Origin of the sequence: Shouchella shacheensis, assembly GCF_001484965.1 — a bacterium.
Classification (GTDB): Bacteria; Bacillota; Bacilli; order Bacillales; family Bacillaceae_D; genus Shouchella; species Shouchella shacheensis.
Genome location: NZ_LLYY01000010.1, coordinates 1 through 14606 on the forward strand (window position 1 = coordinate 1; position 14606 = coordinate 14606).

A 14606-nucleotide genomic window follows, 5' to 3' on the forward strand; every position below is an offset into this window, starting at 1 on the left:
TGCTAGCGATGCTAGTACCCAATCATTTTTTGTCTTAGAACGAAGGATTGGCCTATAAATCCTTGGAGTTCTTTTTCTTTTATGATTTGCATAGACTAAACGTGTACTCCTGACTTGAGGGCTTCGGAAAACTCGGAGTCCTTTTTAGCGTGCGTGCAAACGAGACCAAAGCAATTTAAATGAGTGGTTTAACGCTTGTCATCAACAATTATTGAAAGGGAATCAATCCTCAATGATTAAGATATCATTCCGGTTCCGCCAATTAAAGAAAACCAACGAAGTCGTCGCGAACCCAACAATCATTCGACCATTGATCATAGACCTATCATTGCTCGTTTCCTCTATAAATATCAAGCGAGGATTGAATAAGGGTGAAGCCATCAAGCCTTAGCTAAAGTATTTGTGTAAATAAATCCCATCCTATGTCCTAATTTACACGTATCTCGGAGTACCCCCTTGTATTCAAATGCGACCTCTTTGCCCCTATACCAACAAGCGCTCCTGCTTTCGCAGGAACGCTTGTCACATTTAAGACAGATCCCATTTGTGAATCGTAAGGTCGGCGCTTCCACCTTGCGTATCAAAATAAATATGATCGCCATCTGTATCAGGAAAAATTCGAGCAGTGAAAACTTCTTCGCCTCCATTTACGAAAACCTCAATGGATGAATGGTCCACAAAAACACGCAGCTCGTTCAGGTCGCCAATGATACACGATCGCTTTGTCCCATATTCCTCGGCAAACGCTTCGCCCGAAGTGCTACGGTCGAGCGTCAGCTTCTTGGTGTGCGCCTCATAGATGAGCATCGTTTTTTCTCTTTCATTGGCCCGAAGTGCTACGCTAAACACCGCCGCACTCAAGGATTCGATGCGTACGATCATTTCAAAGACTGTCCCGTGCAGAGGTTCGAACTTCGTTTGTCCCTCCACGTTCCCTTGCATCTGTACGTAATTTCTTCTCAGCTGTTCGAGTTCCCTTGCCGGCTGTTGAATGAGCTTCTCTCCTCGCACCTTCACTTCGCGCGGAATCGTTAAACAATGAGCCCAGCCGAAGCCGTCGGTCGGGTACGCGATTTCGGGCAGCCCCATCCAGCCGATCAACAGCCTGCGCCCGTCCCCGTCCATCATTGTTTGCGGAGCATAAAAATCAAAGCCCCGATCAAGCTCCTGAAACGGACCGTGCTTAAGCTTTGCCTCCTTCTTATTCAGGCGCTCGCCAATAACATAGCCGGATTGATAAATGTTGCAATACGCATCACTCTTTGCACTCAGGCCTTGTGGAGAAAAGACTAAAACGCCGCGCCCACCTTCCTCGAAGTAATCCGGGCATTCCCACATAAACCCAAAGGACGGATAGCTGGTCGCAATGTCTCCGACCAGTTCCCACTCCAAGAGATCCTTGCTTTTATAAAGCAACACCGTTCCCGTTTGATCCTCGCGCTGGGCGCCAATCACGGCATAATAAAGGCCGTCCTCCTTCCATACTTTCGGGTCTCGAAAATGGTCCGTATAGCCAGGCGGTGGCCCTGGAATGACTGGGGTGTCTCGTTTGATAACTGTCCCTTCTTCGTCCATCACAGCAATGCATTGAGAAGGGTAGCGCGTCCACGCTTGGTCGCGTTTATTTCCGGTATACATGAGAACGAGCTGGCCGTCCTTTTCAATGGCACTCCCAGAATACACTCCGTGACTGTCATGGTCATGTGTAGGCGCAAGAGCTGGTCCTGCTTCCTCCCACTGAATCAAATCCGTTGATTTCACATGTTGCCAGTACTTCAAGCCGTGTACCGGGCCTAAGGGGAACCACTGGTAAAACACGTGGTACTCCCCGTTATAATACGCAAGGCCATTTGGATCATTGAGCAAACCGGTCGGCGGCTGAATATGAAACGCCTGCCGCCACGGGCTCGTTTGTACTTTTTTTGCTAATGCTGCCATTTCTTCTTCTGTTGCATCTTCTAAGCGACGATAGCGCTCTTTTCTGCTCCACATGTGGTTCTCTCCTTACTTTAAGCAAGGGGAGGGCCCTCCCCCCTCCCCTTAGGACTGTTCTTTTTTTGCTTGTCTTTTCGCTAGCAGGATCGTCAATAAGAAGGCCGCTGCAAAACTGATCGCCATACAAATGACGTAGGAAATCATGGAGTCCGGACGAATAGAAATAATCCCTGGAATACCCGCTGCTCCTAGGGCAATTGATTGAACATGGAACAGTCCAATGAAGATTGAACCGATTCCAGAACCGATTATGGCCGCCAAAAATGGGTAGCGGAGCTTTAAATTGACGCCGAACATCGCGGGTTCGGTAATGCCAAGCAGGGCTGAAACGCCAGCTGCTGAAGCCACGCCTTTCATCTTTTCATTCTTTGTGATTAATAGCACCGCTAATGTCGCGCCCCCTTGGGCCATATTCGACATAGCCGCAATTGGAAAAATAAAGGAACCACCTGTTTGAGCGATATTGGCAAGCAACTGCGTCTCCACGGCAATGAAGCTATGGTGCATGCCAGTGATTACAATCGGAGCATACAGAAGCCCAAACAATCCGCTCCCAATAAAGCCGGCCGTATCATAGAGCCATACTAGTCCGGCGGTAAGTCCGTCCCCTGCCGTGCGTGTCAATGGGCTTACCAAAATAAATGTTAAAACGCCTGTAATAAAAATCGTAAATAAAGGAGTCACGAGATTATCCAAAAAGGACGGGACTCTCTTGCGAATAAAGCTTTCAACATTCGCAAGGATGAACGATGAGACCAGCACAGGAAGTACCGTTCCCTGGTAGCCAACACTCTCAATCTCAAAACCGAAAATGTTCCATGCCGGCACTTCTCCTGCAAGAAGGGCTTCAGCATAGTCGTATCCATTGAGCAAATCAGGATGAACCATCAACATCCCGAGCGTAGCCCCTAAGTAAGGGTTTCCACCAAAGCGCTTCGTTGCGGAAAACCCGATTAAAATCGGGAGGAATACAAAGGCTGCGTTCGCAAACGTATTGATTAACGCAGCCAAACCGCTCATATTCGGATACGCATCAATAAGCGACTGCCCATCCAGAAAGAGATCTTCCGCGGTTAATATATTGTTAAGTCCCATTAATAAGCCACCTGCAACAATAGCAGGAATAATCGGCACAAAAATATCGGAAAGCATTTTCACAAAGCGCTGAAGCGGATTCATTTTTTTCGCGCTTTCCTGCTTCACATCGCTCGTCGACATTTCTTCCTGTCCTGTTAATTTCGTGAACTGCTGGTACACCCGGTTAACGATCCCAGCGCCAAAGATAATTTGAAATTGTCCGCCGGTCGAAAACGTTCCCTTTACCGCTTCCATTTCTTCTAGTGCTTTCTGATCAACTTTTTCTTCGTCATGCAGAACAAGCCTCAGACGAGTAGCACAATGGGCAGCGGCCGATATATTATCTTTGCCTCCGAGCGCCTCCAGCACGTCTTGGGCCACTTTTTGATGATCCACTTTGACTCCATCCTCTCCACTTTGTCGGAACCGGTTCCAATAAAGGCTAAAAATTTGTTCTAGAACCGATTCGTTACTTCAATACAAGGAACCGGTTCCATTTGAGTATAGAATGGATTTCAACGCTTGTCAACGCTTTCTTTTTCGATGAGTTCATACGCTGAGCGCATCCTCCTCGGCACCTCTTGCCCGTTCACCAAGTTTACCATTTGCTTTGCAGCCATCTCTCCGGCTTCTCGGTAAAAAAACTTGGCCGTTGTAATCCCCGGGTGGATGAGGTCCGTCACTTCATACCCGCCAAACCCTGTAATGGATACATCTTTAGGCACGCGCAGCCCCTTCTTATGCGAGGCTTTTAACACCCCAAGCGCAATATTATCCGTGGCACAGACGAAGATGCTTGGCTGGTAGCTTTCCAAAATATCCATCGTAACCGGGACCGCCTCAAGGCTTTTGAAACTGGTCTCAAAATAGCGGGCCTCGACCCCCTCGACTTCAGACAAGGCCTGCTTGAACCCTTTTTTTCGCATCACACCTACCGCAATATCGTCTTCTGTCACGCCTAAATACGCGATTCTTGTATGCCCCATGCGGCACACATACTTGCCCATGTCATAGGCCGCATGATAGTCATCATGAGTGAAACTATGAAACTGCGTATGCTCCTGGCCGACAAGCAGAACGGGAACTTGAATGTCATTTAAAACGTCCACATGCTTCTCAGTCACCACCGTAGCAATCAGGATAATTCCGTCGACTTTCTGCTTGGCTAGTACGTGGATATTTTCAAGCTCTCGCTCTACATCCTGACTCGTATTCGATACAAAGAGCTGATAATCTAATTCACGCAATTGCTGGTCAATCCCGATCAAGGTTTGCGTAGTGGCAAACGAATCAAGACGCGGAATCACCGTGCCGATCATCGCCGTTCGTTTGGCCTTTAAGCTTTGCGCAAATTTGTTGGGTGCATACCCTGTTTCTTGAATGACGCGCTCAATTTTCCGGGCGGTGTCCTTCCCAACGGAGCCGCCGTTCAAGTAACGCGACACCGTACTTTTGGCGACACTCGCCAGTCTCGCAATATCTGCAATCGTTGCCATCTGTCCAACTCCACTCATTCCAATTTATCATTCTAATTATAGCAAGGATGATGGGTTGGCGCATGGCCGAATTCGCTTTCCAGCGTTGAGCTTTTTTCATACTCGTTAATTTTTGGCCCTCCTATCCACAATAACCAAAGAAGCTGGGCCTCTCTCTCCGCCCAGCTTCTTCCCCTATTGCTTTTCTAGCGACCCATGTCTTTATACACGACCCCATCTTTCATAACATAGATAATGCGGTCGCTGTTTTCCAGAACACGCACATTATCCAACGGGTTCACGTCCGTTAAAATCAGATCTGCCAGTTTGCCATCTTCAAGCGTTCCGACTTGTTCTTCCCAACCCAGGCATTCAGCCGCGGTTTTTGTGGAGGCGACAATGGCTTCCATCGCGCTCATGCCAATGTCGCAAAGCAGGCCGAGTTCACGCAGATTGATCCCATGTGGGAAGACACCAGCGTCTGTTCCCATCGCAATGTTGACGCCTGCCTGATAAGCCTTTGCAATGCTGGCCTTATGGGCTTCCATGACTTCTTTTGATTTCGCGATCGCATATGGAGCCATCGTGTTGGACGTCTCAGCGGCCTCCAGTACAGACAGCGGTGCCAATAAGGTTGGTACAAGGAAAGTCCCGTGCTTAAGCATTAATTCAAGCGCTTCATCGTCAATGTAAATGCCGTGTTCAATTGAGTAAATGCCTGCGCGAATCGCGTTTTTAATGCCTTCTGCTCCCTGAGCATGGGCCATCACTTTAATTCCTTTGCGGAAAGTCGCTTCTTCCACCATCACTTCGAGCTCTTCCTGCGAAAACTGCGTGAATTCTGGATGGTCTGTCGGACTGGAAACGCCGCCTGTGGCGTGGACTTTTATGACTTCCGCCCCAGCACGCAGCATCTTCCGAACCGTTTTGCGGACTTCTTCTTTCCCATCGCAAATTCCATCGGGCAACCCGGGATGAACCGGAGACGTCGTATCGATGCCGGAAACGTTCCAGTTGTCGCCGTGGCCACCTGTAATTGTCAGCGGGTTAATGCTCACTTGCATGCGTGGCCCCTCAATCAGCCCGTCCTCAACTGCTTTTTTTATGCCAAGATCAGCAAAACCAGCATCTCGAACCGAGGTGATTCCGGTTTGCAGCGTGGTTTTTAAATACTTGGCACTTTCGTAAAAGCGGTACGAGAACGGCGTTAAGAGCGTATCCTGGACATTTTTGATCTGCATCGCCATATGCACGTGCGTATCGATCAAACCAGGTAAGGCATATTTACCCTTCCCGTCAATCACTGTGGCCCCCTCAGGAAAAGGTACTTCCGGAGCCGCCCCTACTTTCTCGATTTTTTTACCATTCACTAAAATCACCGCGTCTTCTAAAGGCGCCTCTCCTGTGCCGTTAATCAGCGTAACATCTTTTATAACGGTATAACCCATTGTGCATGCTCCCCTTTTCTATAGTGTTCCAATTAAAAGACTGGCAACGGCTACCGAACCAACCGTGACAGATGTAAATCCACCAATCAGCATCGGGGCGACGAGCTCATCCATCATCCGTTTTTGTTCGGCTTCGTTCCGGCCCACACTGCGGCTGATTTCTTCTACGATTAGATAGTCGCCTGGAAAACCATACAGCGCGGTCAGCACAACGGGAATGGCTTTCTCCACATTCCATTTAAATACTTTTGCCCCAATCAAGGCACCGAGTATCAACCCTGCGATGCCGACTACAATAATCACAATGACTGGAACAATCGCTGCAACCACCTGGTCCCACGTTACTCCAACTAATGAATGGATCACAACAAAAATAAGGGCCACCATCGTGATACCGGAACTATTGGCTTTCTCTATTGTTTTCTCCGGATAAATGCGGACGGCTGCCCCAGCAACGCCAATGGCTAGTGCCCACAGGCTCGCATTGACTCCAGTTCGTCCGTCGAACCACACGGCAAGCGCCCCGCCACAAAATAAGAGAAAGATTAAAATAAAATTGCTCTGCATAAAGGACTCCGGCAAAATGAACCTCTTTTTCTGATGGTCCGACATGATGGCGTCTGGATCATCTGCTTGTCCTTGAACAGCGCTCGTGTCCTCTCGAATGGTTTTCGCATAACGAGCAAGGAAAAAAGACGTTAACGGCATTCCAAAGAAATTCTGAACCGTAAAGACAACCACCGGCACAGCGAGAATGGCCGTCATTCCTGCTTCCCGCAAACCATCGGCCGTAACGATGTATGCGATAATTCCTCCAGTGATTGGGCCTGCTCCAGCAACGGCTGTCTCATAATTAAACAAGAGGCTGACAATCAAGAGCACCGCCCCTACAGAGAATGCCAGTCCCATAAGTGTAATCACTACCGCCTGATACTGCTTCACCATCGTCGAAAATGGAATCATCGTCCCTAAATGGACAATGAGGACGGGGACAAGCACCCCACCGACCGCCACAAATGTTGAAGCCTCAATGTAGGATTCCGGCAGAATACCACTTTGCAAAAGAACAAACACGGTGGCCACAACAACAAGCAATGTTGGAATTCTCGCTCTCGACGTAATCGAAAGCACTTCCCCTAGGGCAATAATGCCAATAAAGAGTAACGCAAGATATATTGGTTCCATTCTTCTATCCCCTTTCCCACATGGTTCATCTAAGAAAGGTGGATGCACACCCGCCTGATTTACCAAATTAGTCTGAACGAATCCATCGATAAAACTATAGACCAATTCCAACCACGAGCATATAGTGCTTTTCAACAAAATTATGACGTAGGAATTAGTAGCTGTGGCTAGTCGCGTTTTTTTCTAAATATTCCACGCTTTAAACGCGAGCTGCAGCTCCTGCATATCAAAAATTTTCCACAAGGTCGCGCTTTCTTCTATCCATTTCCCGATACGATCCCTCCTCGAATTATTTAATCGTAACTTTTTCGACGGTAATTTCAAAGTATAAAAAGCAAAAAAGCTGATATAATCACCGCCTGAGCCAAAGTAATTATCATTTCATCTTTCCAATGTGTACCTGAGTAAAAACTGAGGACCCTTGAAACGGCAAAGCACCCGGCCCACATAGCTAAAAACAATAAAAAAAACCCATATTCTTTCAGCCCCCTTTTCCTCTCTTCATAAAAACCGAAACAGAGCTGCCTCGGCAAACCCTGTTTACCCCCTTCATTCAAAAGCAAACACAAGCCCCCTCTTCAACGCTCTACGTTTTATTTAATGAAGCAAACACAAGCGCTTCTACCTATCATTTAGAACTTCTAGGAATGGTCAGGCTTGCCCAATCATCCGCCAATACTTGCTTCGCAATGTATACAATTTGGCCTATGTGATACGAATAATGATACATCTGTCTTTCGATTGCTTCCATCAATGAATGTGGCTCTTTCCTTATCCATACCTTTTGCAAGAGGTGTTTAGTTTCAACTTCATCCAGTGCATGAAATAATCGAGTCCAGCCTTTATTCCAAGCAGCATACAGCTCTTCCCGTGTTTCAATGGTAAGTTCAAACTCCTCATCCCGGTTTCGATTCGGTTTCTCCCCATCTGTCGTTAAGACATCCGTCCAACGAGACATCATATTTCCGCTCATGTGTTGGACAATCACTGCCATACTATTGGACTCATGATTCGGATACCAAAAGAGCTTCTGGTCCTCTACTTGTGCAAAGGCTTTCTCGGCAGTGGCCTTCATTTCTTCAAACCGCCATCTCACAACCCTTATGTATTCGTGTGCTAGATCTGTATCGTTGACCATGACGCCTCCTTCCTTTGTTTTGCACTCAATGCCTACCACACCTCATCAATATGGTCAATGTAAAACGTAATTGCCCTTCGGTAGGAGTGAATCCATTCGTCTGAAGAAGACTCCATTAATGCACGGAACAAGAGTTGCACCGCTTTCTTATGATCATTGACGTTATACAAGGCAAGCAATGTTTGCAACGCCTGTCTTCCTTCATTTTATACTAATTATGATAAGAGTCAAAGTAGTGAAACTAAAAAAGAGGGACGAATATGAGGACCTATGTGGAAATGCACACTAGTGGTTGCTAGTGTTTCTCTCATATTCACTTCGGAGGCCTAACCATCCACATGCGCATGGTGGCGCTCTTTCGCCTCTTCTAAAACGAACCGCCACGATAGGTTATTTACTCGGTCGGCTACTGATAAAAGAACCACCCGCTTTAAAATATTAAGCGGATGGTTCTATGTTTGATTAATTGTTCGTAATGATCTCAAGCTCAACTGGAATAAACTCTTCGACTTCTTCGCCGTTTAGTACATCATTTGCAGTTTCGAGCGCCTCTTCTCCAATGAGCGTTGGTTGTTGGGCAACTGTTCCCGCCATGCGCCCATCTTCCACTGCTGCCACGGCATCCTCGGTAGCGTCGAAGCCTACTACCACAATGTCCTCATTGTCTGAAGCAGAAATGGCTTCTAACGCGCCAAGCGCCATCTCATCATTGTGGGCAAATACGCCTTCAATGTCTGGATTGCTTTGCAAGATGTTTTCCATAACCGTCAGTCCTTCAGCGCGGTCAAAGTTTGCCGTTTGCTTTGTAACAACGTCTAATGTATCGCCAGCAATTTTGTTAAAGCCTTCCCCGCGTTCACGTGCCGCGGATGAACCTGGAATGCCTTCAAGTTCTGCCACTTCAGCATCCTCGCCAGTCAGTTCGACTAAGAGTTCACCTGCCATTTCACCGCCAGATACATTATCCGAGGCAATATGGGAAACCGTTTCGCCGCTGTCACTGCCCCGGTCTACTGTAATGACTGGGATGTCTGCCGCATTTGCTAATTCGATGGCTGCAGCCACTGCTTCTGAATCAGTTGGGTTTACGAGAATTAAATCCACATCCCGTTGAATCAAGTCTTCCACATCATTGATTTGCTTGGCACTGTCATCTTGCGCATCCACTGTGATGAGTTCAAGACCCAGTTCATTCGCTTTGGCTTCAGCTCCTTCTTCCAATGTCACAAAGAAAGGATTATTTAATGTTGAAATGGAGAAACCAACTGTAAACTCCCCATCAGTGTTTCCTCCCTCAGAAATGTCCTCCTCCACATCAACGGGAGATTCCGTTGAACAAGCGACCATTAATGCTACAACCCCTACAAATACTGCTGACAACCATGTTTTTTTCATATTACTCTCCCCTTTACGCTGTTTTTCTGCGATCAATCAAGACCGCTAGCAAAATGACACTTCCTTTAACAACTTGCTGGAAAAACGAACTCACTCCCAGCAGATTGAGGCCATTATTCAAGACGCCTATAATCAAGGCACCAATGAGTGTGCCGACAATCCATCCCCTTCCTCCAGTTAAGCTTGTTCCACCAAGTACAACAGCAGCAATCGCATCAAGCTCGTACATCGTACCAGCCGTCGGTTGGGCTGAGTTTAAGCGTGAAGTCAAAATAATACCTGCAACCGCTGCCAAGAAACCCGTCAGAGAGTACACATAAATTTTGATGCGGTCGACTTTAATTCCAGATAAGATTGACGCTTCCTCATTGCCGCCTACTGCATAGACGCGCCGCCCAAACGTTGTTTTCTTTAAGATAAAATAGAGAATAGCAAAACTAACCATCATCGTAATGGCTGGCATTGGCACACCAAAGAAATAACCTCCACCTATCATTTCGAAAAGTGTCGAATCGCCTAGTCCTGAAACCGGCCGTCCATCGGTGAACATTAATGTCGCACCGCGGTAGATGGTCATCGTTGCCAACGTCGCAATAAAAGGTGCAACTTTTCCTTTTGCAATAATAAAGCCGTTAATGGCACCTAGAATCGCACCGACAAGTAAACCGACTAAAATAGCGAGAACCGGATCAACCCCAGCAGATAAAAGCGTTGCGGTGACTGCACCTGAAAGGGCAAGGATCGCACCTACAGACAAATCAATCCCGCCTGTAAGAATAACAAACGTCATTCCAAAAGCAATTAACGCGTTGATTGAAACTTGACGGAGGACGTTTAATAAGTTAGGTAATGATAAAAAGCTCGGATTTAAAATACTAATAATCACAACAATGGCAATCAGTCCAATAAAGGGGCCGAACGTTGCCAACAACGCCTTTGCCTTTTTACTTGCGAACATGTTTTTCTCCTCCAGTGGCGTAGTGCATGATCGTTTCTTCTGAGAGCTCGCTACGCTCAAGCACGTTCATCAGTTTGCCTTCAAACATAACGGCAACGCGGGTGCTTAGGCCGATTATTTCCGGCAAATCGGAAGAGACCATAATGATGGCAACTCCTTCTTTGGCAAGTTCGTTCATAATGGTATAGATTTCTTTTTTTGCGCCAACATCGACCCCTCGTGTCGGTTCATCGAGAATTAGCACATTAGGGCGTATGCCTAGCCATTTTGCAATGACGACCTTTTGTTGGTTTCCCCCGCTAAGTGATTTTGCTGTTTGATGCGGCCCAGAGGCGCGAACGCCAAGTTTTTCAACGAGCTCCTTATACAGTTGTTTCTCCTTTGATGTTGACAGCCATCCTTTTGAAGAAACTGTCTTTAAATTCGTCAAACTAATGTTATCGCTCACAGAGAAGTCCTCAACCAATCCTTTTGACTTGCGGTCTTCGGATATAAAGCCAATGCCTCTTTGTATGGCATCAGACGGGCGCCTAAAGGTAACAAGCTTGCCATCGATTTGAATGGTCCCGCCTTCCGGACGCCGGTAACCAAAAATTGTTTCCACAACTTCAGATCGTCCCGCGCCCATTAAGCCAGCGATCCCCAAAATCTCACCTGAACGCACCTCAAAAGAAATGTTTTTAAATTCACCCTTTCTGGATAGTTCTTGTATGGACAGTTTCACGGCGCCTGGATCCAAATCATATTCCGGGAAACGCCCACCTAATTCCCGTCCCACCATCATTTTCACGATGTCATCAAAGCTTGTCTCTGAAATATCTTTTGTTCCAATATACTGTCCGTCACGAAGTACGGTGATGCGATGGCAAAGCGAAAAGATTTCTTCCATACGGTGGGAAATATAGACAAAGGTAACGCCTCTTTTCTGCAACACACGCACAGCTGCAAAAAGGGTGTCAATTTCTCGGTCGGTTAAGGCCGCCGTTGGCTCATCCATGATGATAACCTCTGCATTTGTCATTAGCGCTTTTGCAATTTCGATTAATTGCTGCTTGCCAACAGAGAGATTCCCTGCTCGTTCCGAGGCCTTCACCTCCAGTCCTAGCTCAGCTAGCTTTTGTTCGGCAAAGTGGTTCATTTCCTTTGTTTTTAGCCAGCCTGTTTTTCCAACTGTCTGCTCATTGCCAAGAAACAAGTTCTCTGCAACTGTCAGCTCTGGCAATATATTAAGCTCTTGGTGAATAACCGAAATGCCATCTTTCTCTGCTTCCTTCGGGTGCTTATAAATCACTTCCCGTCCTTTTACATGCACGGTTCCTTCATCGCGTTCGTAAATGCCTGTTAAGATTTTCATCATCGTCGATTTTCCAGCACCATTTTCACCCATCAGTGCATGGATTTCGCCTTTTCCAAGTGTAAAGCAGACCTCTTCGAGTACACGGTTGCCACCAAATGCCTTACTGATGCCATTCATCTCAACAATCATTGCCAGTCCTCCTTCTTAAAAGATTACGCCTGCCCGCAAAATCACATTGGCAAAAGGTGTGCCCTCCCCTGTACGAATAAACGCCTTCGCTTTTTTTGTTTCCGCTTTCAATTCAACGTGAGGCAAATAATAGACTGGCATGTGCTGCCTCTCCAGTATTTGATGAACCAGCGGATTAGCGCCCTCCACCTCTGTCGCAGCAATACACGCCTCCACCTCCATATCCAGCATCACCTCAGCCAGGACATCCATAAAACTTGGCGTCCCAAGTTTTATGGACACATCAATGCACTCGATTCCAGCAGGAATAGGCAATCCACAGTCCGCAATGACAATGTGGTCCGTATGACCGAGCGTTGCTAACACCCTGGAGATATCGCGATTCAGTATCCCGCTCTTTTTCATTTGACTCCCCCCTCAACCATTTGTAGAAAACGAAAAACCTCTGCTTCTGTCGGCATTCCACCCTGTGCCCCAAAAGCCTGCACAGAAAGAGCGGCAGCAGCATTTGCATAAGAAACGGCCTCGGCTAGAGAACGCCCCTCAGCAAGGGCTACTGCTAGAGCTCCGTTAAAGGTGTCGCCTGCACCGGTCGTATCAACAGGATCGACTTGATAGCCACGAGCGAGTTGGTCACGCCCGCCTTCGCTCCAAATCACGCCTTGCACACCTTTGGTCACAATCAGTTTGTCCTTTAATACATCCTCACCGCCAGCAAACAATTCAGCTTGTTCCGTTTCGTTAGGAGTAATGTACGTGCATTGCTGCAGTGTTTCCTCCGGCAGAGTTTGCGCTGGAGCGGGATTTAAAATAACAGGCACCTGATGCTTTGCGCAAAGCGCAATGGCAAGCTTCACCGCTTCCAGCGGAATCTCGAGCTGGACGAGTACAATGTCGCTCTCCGCAATCGTTTGTTCACAGTTCGCCACAAAGGATTCATTTACATGCTTATTGGCTCCAGGCGTTATAATAATGCGATTGTCTCCATTTGATAGGACAATGGTAGCTACTCCAGAACTACAATGTGTAACGCGTTCCACACGATCAATGGCAATGCCTTTCTCTTGAAGCCCCTGTAGCAATAACGAACCAAATGCATCATCTCCAACACAGCCAACCATCCGCACTTCCGCTCCAAGCCGTGCTGCTGCTACGGCTTGATTGGCGCCTTTTCCGCCGGGTGCTATCGCAAACGTGGTTCCCAATACGGTTTCTCCTTGCTTCGGTGCCACGTCAGTAGTTGTCACCATATCCATATTAATACTGCCTACCACGGTTACTTTTGGTTTATTCATGTCCACCGCCCCCTCTTGTTGTTTGGCGTTGAATCAATGTTGTAGGCAATTCATGCCAATAGGAATCCATCGTCTTTTTTTCTATTAGTTGAATCAGCAGTTGCGTAGCTCGCTCCCCCATCTCATAAATGGGCTGTTGCACGGTCGTTAATGAAGGGACGAGCATGTTTCCAAAAGGGATACCGTCAAAACCAACGATTTGCAAATCATCTGGAATTACCCGTTTGCATGTATGTGCTGCTTTCATTGCTCCTGCGGCTGTTACATCACTGCTTGTAAAAATGCCGTCGATTGTCGGGTGCTTTTGAAGGAGACCACGGGTTACAGCTTCCGCCCGCTCTATTTGAAAATCAGCTTCTACAATAATATGGGCTACTCCATGCGTTTCAACAACCTCTTTGAACCCTTGGTAGCGTTCATCCGCCGGCGCAAGCCCTTTTGGCCCACGCAAATGCGTAATGAATTGGCACCCTTTTTCGACTAAATGCTCGGTTGCAGCGATTGCCCCTTTCTTATTATCTGAAACAACAGTCGGTATTTTGTTGCTGACAAAACGGTCTAGGCCAACGACTGGAAGATTTAAAGCAAGGTAATGGTCATAGGAATCTGTCCCAGTTGCCAAAATAACTCCGTCAACGTACTTTTGCTGAAGGGCATGCAGATAATGTTGTTCCTTTTTTACCTGGTCATCTGTGTTACATAAGACAACTGTATACCCTTCTTTCAGTGCTGCATCTTCAATGGCACGCGCCAGCTCGGGGAAAAACGGGTTCGAAATGTCCGGAATCATTAACCCAATCATTCCCGATGTTTTATGATAAAGCGTTCGCGCTACGGCATTTGGTTTGTAGTTAAGGACTTTGATCGCCGATTCTACAGCTTGTTTAGCCTCTTTGCTTACATATCCTTTTTGGTTTAATACACGCGAGACCGTAGCCACTGAGACTTTCGCGTGTTTTGCCACGTCTTTAATTGTCGTCATTCTATCTCGCCCTCATTATCTGTAACCGGTTACAGATACTATAAAACGAGATGTTAATCCTGTCAATGGTTAATTAAGCCATAAAGAAACGGCCTCTCCCTAAAACTCTCCGAATCAGTGGTAAAGCATGCCTTTTTGTTCATGAGAAAAACCCTCCAAGAAAAGTGGGACA

General features: G+C 47.0%; 14 protein-coding genes. All 14 read right to left on the bottom strand.

Going from position 1 to position 14606, the window contains the following annotated elements; all coding sequences use genetic code 11:
• Positions 1–528: 528 nt before the first annotated feature.
• The 14 genes from AVZ68_RS11750 to AVZ68_RS11810 all read right to left on the bottom strand — a co-directional run bounded on the left by AVZ68_RS11750 (position 529) and on the right by AVZ68_RS11810 (position 14434).
• The gene (locus tag AVZ68_RS11750) at positions 529–1992 is read right to left on the bottom strand and encodes a glycoside hydrolase family 32 protein (RefSeq protein WP_059104758.1); all 1464 of its coding nucleotides are present in this window, start codon (positions 1990–1992) and stop codon (positions 529–531) included.
• 48 nt (positions 1993–2040) lie between these two features.
• The gene (locus AVZ68_RS11755; protein WP_059104759.1) at positions 2041–3468 is read right to left on the bottom strand and encodes a sucrose-specific PTS transporter subunit IIBC; all 1428 of its coding nucleotides are present in this window, start codon (positions 3466–3468) and stop codon (positions 2041–2043) included.
• A 119-nt stretch (positions 3469–3587) separates the two neighbouring features.
• Positions 3588–4568, bottom strand: coding sequence for a LacI family DNA-binding transcriptional regulator (locus tag AVZ68_RS11760; RefSeq protein WP_059104760.1), 981 nt, complete (start codon positions 4566–4568; stop codon positions 3588–3590).
• Positions 4569–4753: 185 nt separating this feature from the next.
• Complete coding sequence (locus AVZ68_RS11765) at positions 4754–5995, bottom strand: metal-dependent hydrolase family protein (RefSeq protein ID WP_059104761.1); 1242 nt, start codon at positions 5993–5995, stop codon at positions 4754–4756.
• A gap of 18 nt (positions 5996–6013) precedes the next feature.
• Positions 6014–7180 carry a hypothetical protein gene (locus AVZ68_RS11770; RefSeq protein ID WP_059104762.1) on the bottom strand — a complete coding sequence of 389 codons (1167 nt, stop codon included), beginning with the start codon at positions 7178–7180 and terminating at the stop codon, positions 6014–6016.
• A gap of 320 nt (positions 7181–7500) precedes the next feature.
• Positions 7501–7743, bottom strand: coding sequence for a hypothetical protein (locus AVZ68_RS11775; protein ID WP_059104763.1), 243 nt, complete (start codon positions 7741–7743; stop codon positions 7501–7503).
• Between the two features lie 65 nt (positions 7744–7808).
• Positions 7809–8318: a DUF1572 family protein gene (locus AVZ68_RS11780; protein WP_059104764.1), complete on the bottom strand. Its 510-nt coding sequence runs from the start codon at positions 8316–8318 to the stop codon at positions 7809–7811.
• Between the two features lie 32 nt (positions 8319–8350).
• Positions 8351–8506: a hypothetical protein gene (locus AVZ68_RS20250; protein WP_157404643.1), complete on the bottom strand. Its 156-nt coding sequence runs from the start codon at positions 8504–8506 to the stop codon at positions 8351–8353.
• A gap of 274 nt (positions 8507–8780) precedes the next feature.
• Positions 8781–9713, bottom strand: a complete 933-nt coding sequence (gene rbsB / locus AVZ68_RS11785; RefSeq protein ID WP_059104765.1) for a ribose ABC transporter substrate-binding protein RbsB — start codon at positions 9711–9713, stop codon at positions 8781–8783.
• 13 nt (positions 9714–9726) lie between these two features.
• A complete protein-coding gene (locus tag AVZ68_RS11790) occupies positions 9727–10671 on the bottom strand; it encodes an ABC transporter permease subunit (RefSeq protein ID WP_059104766.1) in 945 nt (314 codons plus the stop codon).
• Positions 10658–12157, bottom strand: a complete 1500-nt coding sequence (locus AVZ68_RS11795) for a sugar ABC transporter ATP-binding protein (RefSeq protein ID WP_059104767.1) — start codon at positions 12155–12157, stop codon at positions 10658–10660. The genes AVZ68_RS11790 and AVZ68_RS11795 overlap by 14 nt, the downstream gene beginning before the upstream one ends.
• 15 nt (positions 12158–12172) lie before the next feature.
• Positions 12173–12562 carry a D-ribose pyranase gene (gene rbsD / locus AVZ68_RS11800; protein WP_059104768.1) on the bottom strand — a complete coding sequence of 130 codons (390 nt, stop codon included), beginning with the start codon at positions 12560–12562 and terminating at the stop codon, positions 12173–12175.
• Positions 12559–13452, bottom strand: a complete 894-nt coding sequence (gene rbsK, locus AVZ68_RS11805; RefSeq protein ID WP_059104769.1) for a ribokinase — start codon at positions 13450–13452, stop codon at positions 12559–12561. The genes rbsD and rbsK overlap by 4 nt, the downstream gene beginning before the upstream one ends.
• Positions 13445–14434 (bottom strand): LacI family DNA-binding transcriptional regulator, encoded by a 990-nt coding sequence (locus AVZ68_RS11810; RefSeq protein ID WP_059104770.1) that lies wholly within the window; start codon positions 14432–14434, stop codon positions 13445–13447. Before AVZ68_RS11810 ends, rbsK begins: the two co-directional genes overlap by 8 nt.
• Between the last annotated feature and the right edge of the window lie 172 nt (positions 14435–14606).

What these genes read in the sequence shown, in the direction of transcription:
- AVZ68_RS11810 (WP_059104770.1), bottom strand. Translation starts at nt 14,434, where the DNA reads ATGACGACAATTAAAGACGTGGCAAAACACGCGAAAGTCTCAGTGGCT.
- AVZ68_RS11780 (WP_059104764.1), bottom strand. Translation starts at nt 8,318, where the DNA reads ATGGTCAACGATACAGATCTAGCACACGAATACATAAGGGTTGTGAGA.
- AVZ68_RS11760 (WP_059104760.1), bottom strand. Translation starts at nt 4,568, where the DNA reads ATGGCAACGATTGCAGATATTGCGAGACTGGCGAGTGTCGCCAAAAGT.
- AVZ68_RS11790 (WP_059104766.1), bottom strand. Translation starts at nt 10,671, where the DNA reads ATGTTCGCAAGTAAAAAGGCAAAGGCGTTGTTGGCAACGTTCGGCCCC.
- AVZ68_RS11770 (WP_059104762.1), bottom strand. Translation starts at nt 7,180, where the DNA reads ATGGAACCAATATATCTTGCGTTACTCTTTATTGGCATTATTGCCCTA.
- AVZ68_RS11765 (WP_059104761.1), bottom strand. Translation starts at nt 5,995, where the DNA reads ATGGGTTATACCGTTATAAAAGATGTTACGCTGATTAACGGCACAGGA.
- AVZ68_RS11795 (WP_059104767.1), bottom strand. Translation starts at nt 12,157, where the DNA reads ATGATTGTTGAGATGAATGGCATCAGTAAGGCATTTGGTGGCAACCGT.
- rbsB (WP_059104765.1), bottom strand. Translation starts at nt 9,713, where the DNA reads ATGAAAAAAACATGGTTGTCAGCAGTATTTGTAGGGGTTGTAGCATTA.
- rbsK (WP_059104769.1), bottom strand. Translation starts at nt 13,452, where the DNA reads ATGAATAAACCAAAAGTAACCGTGGTAGGCAGTATTAATATGGATATG.
- rbsD (WP_059104768.1), bottom strand. Translation starts at nt 12,562, where the DNA reads ATGAAAAAGAGCGGGATACTGAATCGCGATATCTCCAGGGTGTTAGCA.
- AVZ68_RS11750 (WP_059104758.1), bottom strand. Translation starts at nt 1,992, where the DNA reads ATGTGGAGCAGAAAAGAGCGCTATCGTCGCTTAGAAGATGCAACAGAA.